We start from the raw sequence: 17,211 nt of genomic DNA on the forward strand, positions 1-17,211 counted from the left end.
ACGGCATACCATCTTGAGAAAGACGAAAACATTGGACTTTTTTGGATGAGGCGATTGCGGTTCGGTTCGGCTTTGGCAGGGGCGCTGGGATGCCTGGCGCTCAGCGTGGCGGTGTGCGCGGCGCTGTGGCCGCACGCCCGCGAGGCCGGCGCCATTCTGGCCGCGCAGGACGATCCCGCGACACTGTCCGACATCCAGATCAACTCCGCGTTGCGGGCCAACCAGGCGCTGGTCGCCAGCCATATCGAGGCAGCGCTCGCGGAGGGCGATTCCGATCTCGCCAACAGCTTCCTTGAACTCGCCCGCGACAAACGCATTGGCGTCAGCGACGAACTATCGAAGCGCGTCAGCGATGCCGTTACCGAGGCAGGTTCGGCGTCGCATCTTGCCAAGCGCTTTGCCACGGGTTTCGTGGTCGGCAATGCCGACGATGTCGCAAGCCTGTCGGGTACGGTTGCCGGCGATCTCTTCGTCTACGGCGATATCAGGGACGTTGTTCGCGAAGGCAAGCACCTCGCGACGGGCGAGGATGTGGACCGGCTGGTGCTGGGCCTTGCGACGGTCGGCCTCGCGGTGACCGCCGCGACCTACGTCTCCGTCGGCGGTGTCGGTCCGCTGCGCGCCGGCCTCAGCATGGTCAAGAGTGCCCGCAAGGTCGGACGGCTGGGCGAGGGGCTGACTCAATGGGCAGGCCGCTCGGCGCGCGAGGTCGTCGATGCGCCGGTCCTGCAGCAGGCGGTCGCGAAAGGCTCGGTGCTGCGGCCGGGCCAGACCATCGGCGCAATCAAGGCAGCGTTCCGCGCCGAGAAAGCCGGCGCGCTGGTGCGGCTGGCGAAAGATGTCGGACGCGTCGGCGAAAAGGCCGGCACGCGTGGCGCGCTCGACGCATTGCGCATCGCACAAGGACCGAAGGACATCGCCCGCGCAGCGCGGCTTGCCGAATCCAAGGGCGGCCAGACCCGCGCGATCTTGAAGGTGCTCGGCCGCGGCGCGCTGCTGCTGGCAACCGGCGCTTTCAATCTGACGATGTGGGTATTCGGTGCGCTATTGGCGCTGTTCGGATTTCTGTCGTCGATCAAGGCGACCACCGAGCGGGCGACCCAAGCGTGGCTTCGCCGCAAGAAAGCGCGGCGCTTGAGAAAGGAGGCGGCGGCGGCATGCTTGCCGGCCGCCCCGGCGCTGGCGGGCGCTGCCGCACGCGGCTAGACTTGCGGTCATTGCAAGGCCGCCCATTTCCGATCCCCCGAAAAATGGAACTGATGATGCCGAGTTTTCACAACGGCGCTGTCGAAATTGCTTATCTCGACGAAGGCGAGGGCGATCCGATCGTCCTCGTGCATGGTTTTGCCTCCAGCAAGAACGTGAACTGGGTTTATCCCACCTGGGTTTCCGATCTGAGGAAGGACGGCCGCCGCGTGATCGCGCTCGACAATCGCGGCCATGGCGATTCCGAAAAGCTCTACGATTCCGCTGCTTACGATATTGCGATCATGGCAAGCGACGTCATTGCGCTGCTGGATCATCTGGGAATCGAGCGCGCCGACATCATGGGCTATTCGCTGGGATCGCGAATGACGGCGATCCTGGCGCGCGAGCAGCCGCAGCGGCTGCGCTCGGCGATTCTCGGCGGCATCGGGATCGGACTGATCGAGGGCGGCGGTCCCGGCGAGAACGTGGCGATCGCGCTGGAAGCGCCGTCGCTGGAGGACGTCACCGATCCGGTCGGCCGCACCTTTCGCGCCTTCGCCGATCAGACGCGATCCGACCACCGCGCGCTCGCCGCTTGTCTGCGCGGCTCGCGGCGGCTGATGACGTCGGATGAAGCCGCCGGGATCCGCGTGCCGGTCCTGATTGCGGTCGGCACCAGGGATGAAATCGCCGGCTCAGCCGCGGCGCTCGGAAGGATCATTCCGGGCGCCGAGGTGCTCGACATTCCGAACCGCGATCACATGCGCGCCGTCGGCGACAAGGTCTACAAGGTCGGTGTCATCGATTTCCTGTCGCGACGGCAATGAGCGGCCGCGCGCGTCTTCACCGGCGAATTGCCTGATGGTCGCGATCAGCACCACCGTGGTCGCAAGCCACCCCAGCCGCGCGCCGTAGCGATCGTGCGGACCGGATATCACGGCGCAGACGAAAGCATTGCCGAGCAGCGCGAACGAGACCGTGCCGGCGAGCAAGGTGAGATCGTCGAACGGTCGGCGCAGCACGCCGCGGCCGAACAGGATGAGGGCCAGCAGCATCGACGCCAGCGCAACGGGAATGTGAATCCGGTTGATCGCGGTGAAGTCGAAGTGCCAGCGCTGCTGTTGCGCCGCGCGCATCGGCTTTACCTGTGCGGGAAGAAAGCGCTCGATGATGCCGTAGGTATGGCCGAGCCAGCCGTCGGTGCCTTCGCCGGTCCCGACGTAGACGAATTGCTGCGCGGTGGCGATGGCCGCCGCCTTGGCCTGCCAGGCCGGATATTCGGCCAGCGAATGCAACACGATAAAGCGCATCTCGTCGTTCAGTCCCTGAAAGCGGCCAAGCGTGTTGAACATGCTGTTGCCCCACAGAAACTGGTCGGCGGTGGCCGGCAGCTTGTCTCGATAGGGGCACAGCTTGAAATTCTGCTTCGGGCAATGATCGCGCAAATACTGCGCGACGATGCCATCCTGCAGCATCCGTGCGAACGCCACGCCGTAACCGCCCGGCGTCCACGCCAGCTTCCCGGATAATGCGAAATTGGTCGACAGCAACAGCGCAGCTCCGGCGACGATGGTCAGGCTGCCCTGCGTCAGTCCGGAAACGGAAATCCGCCCGCGCAGAAAGGGACGCGCGATCCAGCCGACGCAGCACAGTCCGAGCAGCACCGCGAGCGTCGCGCTATGGGTCGCTGCGGCGAAAGCGGTGAGGCCGAACAGCAGGCATTTTTCCGGGATCGAAGTCCGCTCGCCAAGCACGACCAGGATGAACAGCGAAAGCACCGATAACCCGGCGAAAATGTCGGTCAGGAGCGTGCTGGCAAGAAAAGGCAGCGAGGTGGTCAGGGCCAGCACGAAGCTCATGGCCAGGAGCCGCAACGGCTCGGAGATACCGAGCACGCGCAGCGTTAACTGCAGGATCCACAGCGTCGCCAACGCGTTGATCCCGAGGTTGATCCAGAAGCTCGAATCCTCGCCGAAGTGAAGATAGAGGCCGAACGTGGTGGAGCGGCTGGGGACCAGGTAGCCCTCGTACCAGCGGGCCAGATAGCCGCCGGTGTCCCACTGGAGCAGGGGATAGCCATTCCACAGGGCAGGGGCCAGCAACATCAATGGGATGGCGATGGCGGCGATCCAGGCCGAGCGCGAATTCGCAGCGGTACGCGCCCGCAAAATCTGCGTGCTGATGTGGCTTCCCCCCATTTGGGCAGCATCCGCCGAATGGCAGGTCCGCCGAAATTCACCAATAGTCGCAGGCCCGCCGGCTTGATTTCCTGATACCGCTGACCACCTTGAACTAACCCCCACGGCATTCGGAGGCGGTTTACGCTGACCTGCGCCTGCCCGGGACAGAAGTCCGCCCGCCGTGCTATAATAGCAACGTAATCAGGGAATTTGCGAGAGCAATCATGGCAGTGCATCAGGTCAATCCGCAAGCGTCGAAGCTCGCCGCACTCGATCCGATCTGGGACCGCATCCGCGGCGAGGCGGAGGACATCGTCCGCCGCGAACCCGAGCTTGCATCCTTCATCTATTCGACCGTGCTGCATCACGACCGCCTGGAGGAATCGGTGGTGCATCGTCTCGCCGAGCGGCTCGATCACTCGGCGCTATCGGGCGATTTGATCCGGCAGACCTATGACGAGGCGCTGCGTGACGAGCCCGATCTCGGCAACGCGTTCCGCGCCGATCTGGTCGCGGTCTACGACCGCGATCCCGCAACCTCGCGCTTCATTGATCCATTGCTCTACTTCAAGGGCTTTCACGCGCTGCAGACCCATCGCCTGGCGCACTGGCTCTATCAAAAGGGCCGCAAGGATTTTGCCTATTATCTGCAGAGCCGCTCGTCGGCGGTGTTTCAGACCGATATCAACCCCGCCGCCAAAATCGGCCGCGGCATTTTTCTCGATCACGCGACCGGCTTCGTCTGTGGCGAGACCGCCGTGATCGACGACGACGTTTCGATCCTGCACGGTGTCACGCTCGGAGGCACCGGCAAGGAGAACGAGGATCGTCATCCGAAGATCAGGCGCGGCGTGCTGATCGGGGCAGGCGCCAAAATTCTCGGCAATATCGAGATCGGCCATTGCGCGCGCATTGCCGCGGGCTCGGTGGTGGTCAAGCCGGTGCCGCACAATGTCACGGTGGCCGGCGTTCCCGCCAAGATCGTGGGCGAGGCCGGCTGCGCGGAGCCGTCGCGCACCATGGATCAGATGCTCGGCGCGATCGGGCTTTGATTTTCCACACATTCTGCCAGCCGTATTTGTGAAGTTACGGCTGGTAGTCTGCGCCGTCTCGTCCTAAAAACCTCCCGGAAATTTAGAGAATCCGATTGGAGACTGCTGTGGACGTTCAGGAAGTCAGGAAGCTCGACGCCTATCTCAAGCGCGTATTCGGCAATCCCAAGATCCGCGTCGTGCCGCGGCCGAAAAAGGACGACTCCGCCGAGGTCTATATCGGCGAGGAGTTCATCGGCGTGCTGTTCGTCGATGACGAGGACGACGATCGCTCGTTCCAGTTTCAGATGGCGATCCTCGAGGAAGATCTCGCCGACGTCGGGTGAGGGCGCAGCCGCGCCGCCCATGCGCTTCGGCTTGATCTACTTCCTCACCAGGTGCCGGCTCGGCGTCATGGCCGCGGGAGCCATTGGCGAAATCGAGAACGTCAACCAGGTGTTCCAACTGGACGGCCTGTTTTCGGCGGCGAACTCACCGTAGCCTTTGAGATTCAGATATCCCTGCAGGTCCCCGACCGGGAAAAGAAACCCGACTTGCGGGCCGAGGCCGACGACGCGCGACCGGAAACCGCCCAACAGCGGGTGCTGGCCAAAATCGTCCGTGATTTGCTGATAGTAGTAGCCCGACGAAAACCTGCTTGGAAAGAAACTTGGAAGCACCCCAGTCGATGTAGTATCTGCTTCAAGGCTTGCTGCGACAACTGCAATTGCTCTGATTTCGGCAACATTCCTGACAATTGAACCACCGTCGAAGGGCGGAATTTCATTTGGTGTAGAGGAGGCTCAAGCACGGGTAGGTCGTCCTGCGACTCCCGGCAGCGTAGCTGGCGTAGCGAGGCGGACTACCCGGCGCGCCGTCGTTGGCGGAGCAGTCGTTGGCGGCGCCGTTGTTGCGCCGGTAGTTCGGCCGAGGTGTGGCTACTATCCATATCCGCCTTGCTATTAAGTTGTTGCCGGCTCTTCCGCTGCAGCGATAGCTGCACACGGAAGAGCCGAGTGACCGCGCTTTTTCCGGAAAGGAATTGCCATGCATGCAGCCATTCTAGGACTTGCGGCAGGGGTTGGACTGCTGGTCCAGGCCTCCGACCAGGTACCCAAACTTGACGTTGCGGCTACCTGCAGAGGTTCCGTAGATGCCGACAAGGCGATGGGGCTCGCCTTGCCGCAAAGCTTCGACAAGTGCATGAGCGACGAGCACTCGGCCCAACAGCAATTGGCGCCGATTTGGTCGAGATATTCCGCTTCGATCCAGGCTCGCTGCCACGGCGAGGCTGCGGCGGCCGGCAACGAAAGCTATGTTGATCTGCTCGTCTGCCTTCAGATGACCGACGGCCCTAACGCAGCATCCGCAATAAGCCTCGTCGGCGCGAGCAAGAAGAGGCGCCCGAACTGAGCCTGGGTGCATCCGGCAGTTCATTTTGGGCCGCTCGTTGAACCATTGATAATGCACAGGGGATCAGGGAAGGCCTCATGCGGCGTAGATTTTCGACAACCTCCCTGACGCTCACAGGGCTGGCGTTGCTCTGAAGCTCGCGGAGGGGACGCCTGCGTGGTCAAATCTCGACCGCCATCTCTTGCGGCAAGCCGGGCGCGACGGCGAGGGGAGCAAGGTGCTTCGCGCCGCGATTGAGACATCGCCGCAAGATGCGGGGCTGCACCACGCGCTTGGCTTTGCCCTCGTTCGCGCCAAGCGGTCCGATGAAGCGCTGCGTGAACTTCGGCGTGCCAGTGAACTCGATCCGGCACAGGCCAGATATGCCTATGTTTACGCTATCGCGCTGGACTCGGCCGGGCGCCGCAAGGACGTTGACGATTCGCTCCGCCGCTAGCCCTTCGGCCCGCGCATCTGCGCGGTCAAACGGTCCATCGCGTTCGCGACGTCGCGCCAATGCGACAGCCAACTCCGCGGAAAGCGGAACGTCAGGTCGGCGCCGTCGACGCGACGCTCGCTCAGGCACATGCCGGGAGTCAGGCCGTCGCGGGTGCAGCGCGCGTTGAGGCTCGGTGCGCCGGCGGAGAACAGGTCCTCGTTGGCGTAGGGCGATCCGTCGCGGAAGGCGCGCGTCGTCAATCCGTCGTCGATCGATGTCGCCCTCTGTTCGAGGTAGCGCGGATAGATCGTGCGCACCCGTGTGTCCGGCGCCAGCGTGTCGTGGTGAGCCGATATCGACAGGAAGATACGGTCGATCGGCTGCACCTTCTCTTCGATCGTATCGGCGCTGACGTGCTTCGGCGCATCCGGCGGTTCAAGCGACGGGAAGACGAAACTGAGATCGACCCGCTCCTGCGGCCCGGAGTGGCGCTGGATCTTGCGGCGGATCGCTGCTGTCGGCACGTTGAAGAGCGTGGCGCCGACGCTGACCGGCAACCGGCCCGGAGCGCTGGCGGGCCGCGCCACCCAGGTTGGCCACAGCAAATAAGCGACGAAGGCAATGGCGCCCGCGGTGATGGATACCACGACCATGATGAGCATCATTTGCGAGCGCGGATCCCTGTGGGTGTCGCGGGCAAGGTGCTGGGCCGTCGAAAGCAGGGTCATGAACGAGGCATCGGTCGGGTTCGAGGCTCGGGCACGATCCCGAGAGCTTACGCGAATCATCCCGCGAATATGCCATGGGCAGCGCGATTTCCGCATGATTTCACGGGAGTCCGGGCCCTGCAGCCATGCGCAAACGAGGTCCCGGCGGTTCGCTGTTAACCTTTCCTTAAGGATACTGTGGCGGCCGCCGGCCAATTTTGCGAAAGCAGGGCACGGTTCGTCGAGTACGGGAAGTTGTCATGTCGCCCGATGCGTTGAATTCCCTGTTCTCCCTGTGCATCGGCTTTGCGCTCGCAGGCGCGCTCGCCAGCGGCTATCAGGCGATGGCAGCGCGGCCGGCGGGATTCGGGCTGCTTGGGGAAGGCGTGGCGCCGAAGACATTTGCGGCCGTGCCGTTTCTGGTTTTCGCCGCACCCTTCATCATCATGCGCAACACGCTGCGCGGCGCGAAGATCGAGCGCCGCCGCTTCGAATTCGTGATGATGGCGACCGTGCTTTCAGGCTTCTGGAGCTTGATGTCCGGCACGTTCTTCCTGATGACGCTGCGAGCCGCGGGCGTGCTGGCCTGAGGCTTGCGGCCTGTTCGCTTGATCCGCTGCCTGGGGCTGTGCCAAGGTCTCCGCCAGAGCCTCTTCCGTTCCGATTGAATCGGAACGGAGCTCCAGACTTTGTTTTGACGCGTTTTCTTCACGCGAACCGGGATCCACCCTCGGATCAAGTCCGAGGCATGCTTCGCTCGAAAACGCTCTAACGGAGACCTTTTGTTATGGCGATCTACGAACTCGACGGACAGGGGCCTGAATTCCCCGCAAATGGAAACTATTTCATCGCAGACACCGCCGTCGTGATCGGCAAGGTGCGCCTTCTGAATTCGGCCAGCGTATGGTTCGGCGCGGTGCTGCGCGGCGACAATGAGTGGATCGAGATCGGCGAGGGCTCCAACGTGCAGGACAATTCCACCTGCCATACCGACCGCGGCTTTCCGCTCACGATCGGCAAGAACTGCACCGTCGGTCACAACGTCATCCTGCATGGCTGCACGCTCGAAGACGACGCGCTGGTCGGCATGGGTTCGATCGTCATGAACGGCGCGAAGATACGCCGCGGCAGCATCGTCGGTGCGGGATCGGTCATCACCGAAGGCAAGGAATATCCCGAATATTCCCTGATCATCGGCTCGCCCGCGCGCGTGATCCGCACCTTGTCGCCCGAGCAGGTGACGGCGATGGGAAGTGCTGCGAAATTCTACGCGCTCAACGGGCCGCGGTTCAAAAACGGACTGAAGAAGATCGGCTGAGCCCTCGCAGCAAATCGAGTGTTGGCGCGAGCGCGTTGCTCAGATACCGTCGCCCTTGTTCGCCTCGCGAGGGCCGGCGACCTTTTCATGGCCGGCGGCCCAGAGCGCATGCTCCTCGCTGCCATCCCGATATGGATTGGCTTCCGCCGGAATGTTCTGGCGCGCGGCGCGCTGGCCTTGCTCGAAAGGGTCGGGGTCGGAATTCATGATGCCGCCTTTCGGTTTTTCGATCTGGTTCTTTTCGGCATCGCTGCGTTCGAAGCGGCTGCGCTTTTCCGCAGCGCGTCCTTGAGGTCGATGGGGATGCCGTGCTTCTTCAAGAGGTCCGCAAAGGCTTCGTCAGCCAGTTCCTGAAATGTCGCCATCCGGTCACGTGCAAGCTGTTTCAGCTTGTCGTGCGTGTCGTCGTCGAAGGCGATCAATTTGCGCAAAGCGTGGCCACTCCGGCCGTCGAGCGGATGTGAATGAATGATCCGGCAGTGGAATCGTTCCGGCAGGAACAAGGCCAGGGCGCTGTCGTTGCTTCTCAAAAGGAGATTTTCCGATGAAGCTGGCTTCTGCAGCCGCTGCTGTCGCGGCAATCACAATCCTGATATCGCCGGTCACTTCATTTGCACAGGGCGTCGGCGGAGCGTCCTCCGGCAGCCCCGGCACCACAGGCTCTCCGGGCGCAGGCTCGGCCGGTGTGGGTACGCCAGGTGTCACGGGCGTGTCGCCAAGTCCCACGACTCCCGGTGGGTTGAACAATGCCGGTCCGAGCGGCGCGGCAAATCCGTCCGGACTCGCGCAGCCGCCCCCGCCTGGCACCAATACCGCCGGCACCGCCCAGTCGTCAGGCCGGGGCGTGACGACCGGCTCGGCCAGACAGGGCAGTTCAACCGATGACGCTGTGATCAACGAAGAAAACAAGACGGTCGATCGGAAGATAAAGGGCATTTGCCGCGGCTGCTAAAAACCATGCCCGAGCGACGTCCGGTCACAGGACAGCGCTTGTGACACGGCAAGAATAGTCGACTTCGACAACATCGCGCGCAGTCGTGTACTGCGCGCGATCCCTGCTGCCTGCCATCACCAGCCATCCATCGCAATTTTCCGATAAATTGCGCATATTAATTGATACATCCTTAGATAAGCATATGGAACTTTGCCGCGCGTGCATGGAACCGCTGCATATCTGACAAAGAACTTGGGGAGGCGGGAAGCCTGCAGTGCCGCGCCCTGTCGAGGATGGTGGTTCGATTGATGGTCTCATTTGCGTCGGGTCTCTCATCGGCCATCAAGTCGTGCACCAGCGATTTTCGAGCTTCCGCCAGCTCGATCGTGCTTCTGTGGGGCTTGGGTTGCGCGCAGCCGTCGATGGCGCAATCGCTGCCCGCCGGCGGAACGGTGGTGAGCGGGAACGTTGCGATCGGCTGGACGTCGCCGACCAATCTGACAGTTGCCCAATCGAGCCGCACCGGCATCGTCAACTGGTCAAGCTTTTCGGTCGGGCAGGGCAACCAGGTCCAATTCAACAACGGCAGCGGTGCGACACTCAACCGTGTGACCGGGAATGTGCCGTCGTCGATCAACGGCGTGGTGTCCGCGACCGGCTCGGTCTATCTCGTCAACCCGTCGGGAATCGTGGTCGGACCGACCGGCGTGGTCAAGACCGGCGGCAGTTTCGTCGCTTCGACGCTCGATGTTGGGGATGCGGACTTCCGCGCCGGCGGATCGCTGACCTTCAGCGGCAATAGCAAGGCCTCGGTCGTTAATCTCGGCAAGATCGGGTCTTCGAACGGCGACGTCGTACTGATCGCGCGCCAGGTTCGCAACGACGGCTCGCTGACCGCGCGCAATGGCACCGCCGCGATGGCCTCCGGCAGTGAGGTGCTGCTGAGTGACGGCTCGCTCGGCAATGGCAAGGTGCTGGTGCGGCGTCCGGCGCAGAATGGCGAGATCCGCAACAGCGGCGCCGTCCGCGCCGCGGAAGTGGAATTGCGCGCCAATGGCGGCAACGTCTATGCGCTCGCGGGCAACACTGGGCGTGCGATCTCGGCAACGGGTTTTGCCAGCAAGGGCGGACGAATTTTCCTCACCGCCGAGGGCGGTTCGGTCAACGTGACGCAGAAGGTCGTAGCGCGGCGCATTCAGGCAGACGCTGCGCCGGCGCGCGCAGCCGTCGCCGGGCGGCGCGCGTTTACCGGCGGCGACGTCGTCGTCGGCGCCGACAAGGTCGTGGTTGGCGGCACCATCACTGCAAAAGGCCGCGGCGGCGCAGGCGGCACCGTCGTAGTGACGGGGAAGGATGTCACGCTCACGTCAGGCGCTAGGATCAACGCCAGCGGAACATCGGGCGGCACCGTGGTGATCGGTGGCGACCGCGCCGGCGGATCGGACGCCATGCTGAAGTTTCTGCCGCAGACCATCACCAATGCGCAGACCACGACGGTCGAGGCGGGTGCGACGATCACCGCAGACGGCACATCGGGCGTGGGCGGCAATGTGGTGGTGTGGTCGGACGGCACAACGTCGTTTGCCGGCGCGATCAGTGCCAATGGTCTGCGCGGCGGCTTCATTGAGACCTCGGGGCATACGCTCAACTTCAATGGCGGCAGCATCAATGCCGGCCGCGGCGGCACCTGGTTGCTCGATCCCGTCGATCTCACGATCGATGCGACGCTTGCCGGCACCATCGCGACCACGCTCAACGCGGGCAGCAACGTTACCCAGGAGACGAACGCGTCCGGCACCGGCGGCTATGGCGACATCACCGTGGCAAGCGGCATCAACTGGTCGACCGACGCGACGCTGACGCTCAGCGCCTATCGCAACATCGCGGTCAACGCCAACATCGCGAGCACCGGCGGCGGCGGTGTCGTGCTGCGCGCCGACAATGCCGGCACAGGCACCGGCACCGCGACGTTCGGCGGCGGCCAGATATCGACGGCGGGGATAGTCTCGATCTTCTACAATCCGACCGGCAGCAATTCGACCGTCAACGCCACTAAGTATACGGCGCCGACGCAGACGAATTTCAGCGGCAACGTCACCGGCGGCGGCACGCTCAACACCTACATGCTGGTTAACACCGTCTACGACCTGCAGAACATGAAGAACAGCCTGGCCGGCACCTATGCGCTCGGCCGCGACATCGATGCCGGCATCACGTCCGGCTGGAATAGCGGCGCCGGTTTCGAGCCGATCGGTGCCGGCGTCACCTTCAACGGAAACCTGGATGGCCTGGGCCACACGATCTCAGGCCTCTTCATCAATCGGATAACCCAAAACGTCGGGCTGATCAGCTATCTCGGCACTGCCGGCACGGTGAGCAATGTCGGCGTCATCGGTGCGACCGTAACCGGAAGGACGGCTGTCGGCGCGGTCGTCGGCTCGAACTACGGGACGGTCACGAATGTCTACTCGAGCGGATCGGTCACCGCCACCGAGGCCGGCGCCGGCGGTCTCGTCGGCTACAACTTTCAGACCGTGTCGAATGCCTATTCGAACAGCGCCGTGAGCGGACCGCTCTACGTTGGCGGCGCCGTTGGGCTGAACAATGTCACCAATCTCGGCGGCAACTTGACCGCCGGCTCGATTTCACAGATCTATGCGACGGGCGCCGTGAGCGGCCCGAGCTATGTCGGCGGGCTGGTCGGCTTCAACGGCGGCTCCGTCACGGCGTCCTACTGGGACACTTATACGAGCGGGCAGGCGTCCGGCATCGGCAGCGGCTCGGGCAGCGTGACGGCCGTGACCAGCGACCCCGCGCAATCAGCCGCGGCCAACTACGCCTTCAAGCAGAGCGCCTACGGCAGCTTCAGCTTTCCGGGAACGGACACGACCGGCTGGTTCATGGTCGACGGCCAGACCAGGCCGTTCGGCCGCTGGGAATACCAAACCACCATAACCAACGCGCACCAGCTTCAGTTGATGGCGATGAATCTCGGCGCGAGCTACACACTGGCCAGCGACATCGATCTCGGTCCCGCGCTTGCGGCGGTCGGCGGAAAATATCCCGGCATGTGGTCGTCGGCCGGCTTCTCGCCGATCGGCGATTTGTCCAACCAGTTTACCGGCAACTTCGACGGGCAGGGTCATGTGATCTCAAACCTGATGATCAACCGGCCATCGACTAACTATGTCGGTCTTTTCGGATACACCTCAGCCGGCGCCGCGCTACGCAATGTGAGCTTGCAGACCGCAACCATCGCTGGCGCGGCGCGCGTCGGTACCTTGGCTGGCCTGGCGAAGGGGTCCGTCAGCAATGCTTCCGCGACCGGCACCGTCACGGCGAACAGTTACGGCGGCGGACTCCTGGGTGAGAATGGGGGAAGCCTTGCCATTAGCTGGGCAGCCGTCACCGTCGCCGGAACGACCGCCATCAGTTCTTCCATGGGCGGTCTGTCGGGATGGAATAACGGTGGCACGATCCAGGACAGCTACGCGACCGGCAATGCGATGGCCGGCACCGGCGGCACGCGCGCCGGCGGCCTCGCCGGTCAGAACAACGGCAGCATCTTCAGGAGCTATGCCACCGGAGCGGTTAGTGGCGGCAGCCAGGGGGTCGGCGGGTTGGTCGGATACAACAGCAGTGGGTCGACCATCGCCGATTCCTATGCGACCGGAGCCGTGACCGCTACAGGTTTCGGGGGCGGGCTGCTCGGCATCAACCCGGTAGGCGCTTCCGTCAGCAACTCCTACGCGACCGGAGCCGTCACCGTTACGTCGGCGACCCTCGCCTCCGTATTCGGGGGCGGATTGGTCGGCAGCAACTCCGGAGTCGTTACGAAGTCCTATGCGACCGGTGCCGTAGACGTTGCATCCACGTCCGCAGCGGCGACGTCCACTTCGGCGGGCGGGCTGATCGGCAGCAACGGCAGCACGGCTACGCTGACGCAATCCTACGCGACCGGTGCGGCCAGCGCGACGTCGGTTGCCGGCACCACGGCAGCGGGTGGATTGATCGGTAGGCTCGTCGGTGCTGCCACCGTCACACAGTCCTACGCGACCGGTGCGGCCAGTGCTACCTCCACCGCCGGATCAGCGATGGCCGGCGGATTGATCGGCAACCACGGCAGTACAGGCACGGTCGCGCAGACGTACGCGATCGGCGCTGCGAATGCGGTCTCTACATCCGGCGCCGCAGCCGCCGGCGGCTTGGTCGGATCGGTTACCGGCACCGGGGCCATCACGTCGTCCTACTGGGACACCGATACGTCCGGAAGGGTGAATGCGGTCGGAAGCGGCAGCAGCGCCGGCATCACTGGCCTCACCTCCAGCCAGATGCAGAATCCGGCAAACTATGCGTCGACCTACGCGGGCTGGGATTTCGCAACCGTCTGGTCGGCGCCGAGCATCGGCTACTATCCGCAGCTCTACGGCGTCAACTACGTGCTGAGAGTCGCGCCCGACAACGCATCGCGTGTCTATGGCGACGCCAACCCGGCGTTGACCTATTCGATCTATGGCCTGCATGCCGGCGATGCCGCCGCGATCATCACCGGCCTTTCGGTATCGACGGCGGCGACGGCGACTTCGAACGTCGGCACCTATGCAATCAGCGCAAGTGGCGGCAGCGCCGTCAGCGTCTCGGGGCAGGCCTATCGTTTTGTCGATGCACCTGGCACATTGACGGTCACGCCGCGCGCCATCACGGTGACGGCCGACGCCAAGAGCCGTGCCTATGGCGATGCCAATCCCGCGCTGACCTATCAGGTCGGTGGCCTCGGCCTCGTCAATGGCGACGCGCTGGCGGGCGCGTTGGCAACGTCGGCGACAGTCTCCAGCGATGCTGGCATCTACGGGATCACGCAGGGAACGCTGGCGGCCTCATCGAATTACGCCTTCACCTTTGTTGGCGCGAACCTCACGGTTACGCCAGCGGTCGCTGCGTCAACGCCCACTCGCGTGCCGACTGCAGGGCTCGGCTCCTATGTGAAATCGCGGGTGCCTCTGCCTGCGCCGCAGCCGCTCGAGCAGATGCGTGAGCCCGTCAGCGCCGAGCCATCGTCTCCCGCGATCATCTGCAAATCCCGGCAGTGCCTCGAGCTTCCCCATCCCAACAACCGGCGGATTGGCACACGCGCCCGTTTCGTCGGCGCGATGAACGATCGCGATCGCCTGCCAGCCTTTGTCGACAATTGAAGTTGAGCGTGACGCTAACCGCTGGGCGGGCGGCTGTACACGGGCGATGGTCTCGGTACACGCAGTAGTTGGTGAAATCGTGAGTAACTCAACCGTACACGCTGCAGTTCTGCCACACGTGGAACTCAACCTTAAACCGTTCTTAATCCATAAACCATATTGGTTGACTTATTCATTGTTCGCCGTGTGCGACAGAACGTCGGAACGTGCAGCCTCATGCGAACTTACATGTCGATATCCCGAAGCTCTGACAGGCTCCGGTGATCATGATGCTGGCACTCACCAGACATTTCGGATCGCGCGCGACACGAGTGCGAACGTCCGCGCGTCATGAGCACGGAGTCGGCAGGCGTTGCGCGCTGCTGATGGTCTGCGTTCTTGCAATCGCATCTGGCGGCGTCGCGCAGGCGCAGGTGGTGGAGCGCAATCTGCCGCCGGAGCCGCCACGTCGCACACCGGCGATCAAGATCGGCACCGACGATCTGCTTAGGAGCGATGATGCAACGCCGCTCGGCGTGAACGTTCATGCCATCGTCCTGATCGGGCCAAATGCCAGCGTGAAGCCGCGAAGCGGCGCGAGTGGCATCGATGTCGATCAGGCCAGCGGCATCGACGCAGCCGCGGTCCGCGAGCCACTCACGCCGTTTCTCGATCGGCCGCTGAGCCGCAAGCTGATTGCCGAAGTACAGGCGGCGGTGGCTGCGGCTTACCGTGAGGCCGGACGACCGTTCGTATCGGTCACGCTGCCGCCGCAGGAAGTATCGTCCGGCGTGCTCCAGCTACGCGTGATCCTCTTCAAGGTTGCCGGCATCAAGGTTACGGGGGCGGCACCCGAGAGCTACCCGCAAAGCCGCATCCGGCTCGTCCCCGGACAGGAAATCGACGCCCGCAAGCTTGAGACCGACCTCGACTGGGCCAACCGCAATCCGTTCCGGCAGGTCGAAGCGGTGTTCGGCCCCGGCAAGGACCTCGGCATGACCGACGTCAACATCCAGGTGACGGATCGCAAGCCATGGCAGGTTTACGCCGGCTATGCCAACAGCGGCACGCTGTTGACCGAACGGAATCGCTACTATGTCGGCGGCAGCGCGGCGCCATCAGCCGATATCTTTGCGTCCTATCAACTCACCGGCAGCAGCAATTTCTGGGTCGACGACGGACTGTTCAGCCGGCCCGACGACGCCAAGTATGTCAGTCAGGCGGGGCGGTTGCTTACCCCGCTCGGATTGCGCACGAGCCTCGAAGTCGTCGGCGATCACGTACTGACCAATGAGCGGCCGAACAATCTATTCCGGATAAAGACTCAAACCAGTCAGGCATCGGCAATCGTTCGAACCGCGTTGTCCGATTTACTGCCACCAGCGGCCGGCGATCTGCTTGGCGGCGTCGAACTCAAGCACCAGCTCCGCACCACCATCTTCGATGGTACGCGGGTCGCGGAGGGCAGCGCCGACGTCGCGCAATTGGTGGTCGGATGGAACGGGCGCTGGTCGGACAATCTCGGCACCAACAACCTCGATATCCGCTTCAAGTCCAATCCCGGAGCCATTCTGTCCGGCAACAATTCGCAAGCCTGGAGCGCCTTCACCAATGGACGCGTCACCGACGTGCAAACCAATTTCGTCACCCTCGAGTTTGGCCGCGTGACGCCGCTACCGAAGGGTCTGTCGCTGAAATCGGAAGTCTCCGTGCTCGCTTCGTCCAAGCCGCTACCGGATACCGAACGCATCGCGCTCGGCGGGATGAGCGCCGTGCGCGGTTATGTGACCGAAGACGGCGTTGTCGACCAGGCCCTGATCCTGCGCAATTCGCTCTACGCCTCGATTCCCAGCATGCTCTCCTGGATGCCGGGCATGCTGGCGCCGTTCCTGCTGGCCGATGTCGGCTGGGGACGCGATCTGTTTTTCCGGCGCGACACCACGCTGTCGTCAATCGGGGCCGGATTCGACTTTGCGGCCGGGTCGAACTTTAACTCCAAGCTGCTGGCGGCGAGGGCGCTGACCGACGGGCTGCACAGCCGCGCCGGGGCCTGGCGCGTGTCATTGCAGGCGTCGGTCAGCTATTGAAGATCATGTGGCTGCGGTAGTTGACGGAAGCCCCGAAAAGAACAAGGCCGTCGACGCAGTATACCGTCAACGACCTTGCCAGCCCCGGATATTGAAATCGGCTCACGCCATCCGGTGAATTACAGGATGCCCGGGATTCTCGCGGGGATATGTGAACCAGTTCACAAAGTGGAAAAATGTTCCAGCAAGGGCGTGCTGGCATCAGCCCCTGAGCGGGGCATCATCGCCAGCCGTCGTCCAGTCCTGTCAGCCGCGCCCTTTGGCGCGGCTGCGGTTTGCTGCCCTGTTCGAGCGGGGCTTGGCCTTGGCTGATCGCTTGCGCGGCGCGGGAGCGGCGGTGGGTTCGGAGGCCTGCGCGCTGGCAAAGGATTGCCGTAAGCCGTCGATCGCTTCCGTCAGCGTTCCGACCTGCTCGGAAAGCTTCCTGGTGTCGGCCTGCTGAGCCGCGAGCAGGCGGCGCACGGTGAGCAGTTGATCCTGCACCACCTGCAACTGGTCGATCGATTCCTGCTGGGTCGCTTCCAAGCCCTTGGCCTTCTCGACAAGTTGCTCGGACGCTTGCGCGGCGCGCGCCTGCAATTGGCGGGTCGCGGCCGCGCGATCGGTCTCGGGAGCGCTGCCCGTATAGGCGCGCCACAGGGCGATAAAGCTTACTCCAAGCACGACAATGACGAGAGCCGCAGCGGCGATCCCAATCGGCTGACCGCCGAAACGCGCGACGGGGCTGGCACTCCGGGGGGCGAGTTCGAGCATGCGACTCCAAA

General features: G+C 63.6%; 16 protein-coding genes and 2 pseudogenes. 12 read left to right on the top strand and 6 right to left on the bottom strand.

Features of this window, described 5'->3' with window-relative positions:
- The first annotated feature begins 45 nt into the window (after positions 1-45).
- Both LMTR3_RS26975 and LMTR3_RS36830 read left to right on the top strand, forming a co-directional pair.
- Positions 46-1,206, top strand: a complete 1,161-nt coding sequence (locus LMTR3_RS26975) for a hypothetical protein (protein ID WP_065748022.1) — start codon at positions 46-48, stop codon at positions 1,204-1,206.
- 56 nt (positions 1,207-1,262) lie between these two features.
- Positions 1,263-2,015 carry an alpha/beta fold hydrolase gene (locus LMTR3_RS36830; protein ID WP_084029856.1) on the top strand — a complete coding sequence of 251 codons (753 nt, stop codon included), beginning with the start codon at positions 1,263-1,265 and terminating at the stop codon, positions 2,013-2,015.
- 15 nt (positions 2,016-2,030) lie between these two features.
- Here the strand turns inward: LMTR3_RS36830 and LMTR3_RS26980 are convergent.
- A pseudogene (locus LMTR3_RS26980) lies at positions 2,031-3,386 on the bottom strand (hypothetical protein); the annotation flags it as partial.
- A gap of 206 nt (positions 3,387-3,592) precedes the next feature.
- On the opposite strand from LMTR3_RS26980, the gene cysE reads away from it, so the two are divergent.
- Positions 3,593-4,420 carry a serine O-acetyltransferase gene (gene cysE / locus LMTR3_RS26985; RefSeq protein ID WP_065748024.1) on the top strand — a complete coding sequence of 276 codons (828 nt, stop codon included), beginning with the start codon at positions 3,593-3,595 and terminating at the stop codon, positions 4,418-4,420.
- A gap of 107 nt (positions 4,421-4,527) precedes the next feature.
- Entirely contained in the window at positions 4,528-4,746 is a 219-nt protein-coding gene (locus tag LMTR3_RS26990) for a DUF3126 family protein (RefSeq protein WP_025590201.1), read from the top strand.
- Between the two features lie 36 nt (positions 4,747-4,782).
- Here LMTR3_RS26990 and LMTR3_RS26995 read toward each other — a convergent pair.
- A pseudogene (locus LMTR3_RS26995) lies at positions 4,783-5,095 on the bottom strand (transporter); the annotation flags it as partial.
- A gap of 54 nt (positions 5,096-5,149) precedes the next feature.
- Here LMTR3_RS26995 and LMTR3_RS39485 point away from each other — a divergent pair.
- The 3 genes from LMTR3_RS39485 to LMTR3_RS27005 all read left to right on the top strand — a co-directional run bounded on the left by LMTR3_RS39485 (position 5,150) and on the right by LMTR3_RS27005 (position 6,248).
- A complete protein-coding gene (locus tag LMTR3_RS39485) occupies positions 5,150-5,365 on the top strand; it encodes a hypothetical protein (RefSeq protein WP_245320020.1) in 216 nt (71 codons plus the stop codon).
- Between the two features lie 81 nt (positions 5,366-5,446).
- Entirely contained in the window at positions 5,447-5,812 is a 366-nt protein-coding gene (locus tag LMTR3_RS27000; protein WP_065748026.1) for a hypothetical protein, read from the top strand.
- A 217-nt stretch (positions 5,813-6,029) separates the two neighbouring features.
- Positions 6,030-6,248, top strand: a complete 219-nt coding sequence (locus LMTR3_RS27005; RefSeq protein WP_349643821.1) for a tetratricopeptide repeat protein — start codon at positions 6,030-6,032, stop codon at positions 6,246-6,248.
- Here LMTR3_RS27005 and LMTR3_RS27010 read toward each other — a convergent pair.
- Positions 6,245-6,958 carry a hypothetical protein gene (locus LMTR3_RS27010; RefSeq protein WP_065748242.1) on the bottom strand — a complete coding sequence of 238 codons (714 nt, stop codon included), beginning with the start codon at positions 6,956-6,958 and terminating at the stop codon, positions 6,245-6,247. The two genes, LMTR3_RS27005 and LMTR3_RS27010, sit on opposite strands and share 4 nt — an antisense overlap.
- A gap of 239 nt (positions 6,959-7,197) precedes the next feature.
- Between LMTR3_RS27010 and LMTR3_RS27015 the strand changes: the two genes are divergently transcribed.
- Both LMTR3_RS27015 and LMTR3_RS27020 read left to right on the top strand, forming a co-directional pair.
- On the top strand, positions 7,198-7,527 hold the full coding sequence (locus tag LMTR3_RS27015; RefSeq protein ID WP_065748028.1) for a DUF6949 family protein: 330 nt from the start codon (positions 7,198-7,200) through the stop codon (positions 7,525-7,527).
- Positions 7,528-7,724: 197 nt separating this feature from the next.
- A complete protein-coding gene (locus tag LMTR3_RS27020; RefSeq protein WP_065748029.1) occupies positions 7,725-8,255 on the top strand; it encodes a gamma carbonic anhydrase family protein in 531 nt (176 codons plus the stop codon).
- A gap of 39 nt (positions 8,256-8,294) precedes the next feature.
- On the opposite strand, the gene LMTR3_RS38685 is transcribed toward LMTR3_RS27020, so the two are convergent.
- Together LMTR3_RS38685 and LMTR3_RS27025 are read right to left on the bottom strand one after the other, a co-directional pair.
- Positions 8,295-8,462, bottom strand: coding sequence for a hypothetical protein (locus tag LMTR3_RS38685; RefSeq protein ID WP_176721996.1), 168 nt, complete (start codon positions 8,460-8,462; stop codon positions 8,295-8,297).
- Positions 8,459-8,686, bottom strand: a complete 228-nt coding sequence (locus LMTR3_RS27025; RefSeq protein ID WP_065748243.1) for a hypothetical protein — start codon at positions 8,684-8,686, stop codon at positions 8,459-8,461. The genes LMTR3_RS38685 and LMTR3_RS27025 overlap by 4 nt, the downstream gene beginning before the upstream one ends.
- 113 nt (positions 8,687-8,799) lie before the next feature.
- Between LMTR3_RS27025 and LMTR3_RS27030 the strand changes: the two genes are divergently transcribed.
- The 3 genes from LMTR3_RS27030 (at position 8,800) to LMTR3_RS27040 (ending at position 16,447) form a co-directional block, all read left to right on the top strand.
- Positions 8,800-9,207 carry a hypothetical protein gene (locus LMTR3_RS27030; protein WP_065748030.1) on the top strand — a complete coding sequence of 136 codons (408 nt, stop codon included), beginning with the start codon at positions 8,800-8,802 and terminating at the stop codon, positions 9,205-9,207.
- A 290-nt stretch (positions 9,208-9,497) separates the two neighbouring features.
- On the top strand, positions 9,498-14,381 hold the full coding sequence (locus LMTR3_RS27035) for a beta strand repeat-containing protein (protein WP_065748031.1): 4,884 nt from the start codon (positions 9,498-9,500) through the stop codon (positions 14,379-14,381).
- A gap of 365 nt (positions 14,382-14,746) precedes the next feature.
- Entirely contained in the window at positions 14,747-16,447 is a 1,701-nt protein-coding gene (locus tag LMTR3_RS27040; RefSeq protein ID WP_065748244.1) for a ShlB/FhaC/HecB family hemolysin secretion/activation protein, read from the top strand.
- 246 nt (positions 16,448-16,693) lie between these two features.
- Here LMTR3_RS27040 and LMTR3_RS27045 read toward each other — a convergent pair whose 3' ends face one another.
- Positions 16,694-17,200, bottom strand: a complete 507-nt coding sequence (locus LMTR3_RS27045; RefSeq protein WP_065748032.1) for a hypothetical protein — start codon at positions 17,198-17,200, stop codon at positions 16,694-16,696.
- Positions 17,201-17,211: the final 11 nt, after the last annotated feature.

The sequence above is a fragment of the Bradyrhizobium sp. LMTR 3 genome, from assembly GCF_001693485.1.
Classification (GTDB): domain Bacteria; phylum Pseudomonadota; class Alphaproteobacteria; order Rhizobiales; family Xanthobacteraceae; genus Bradyrhizobium.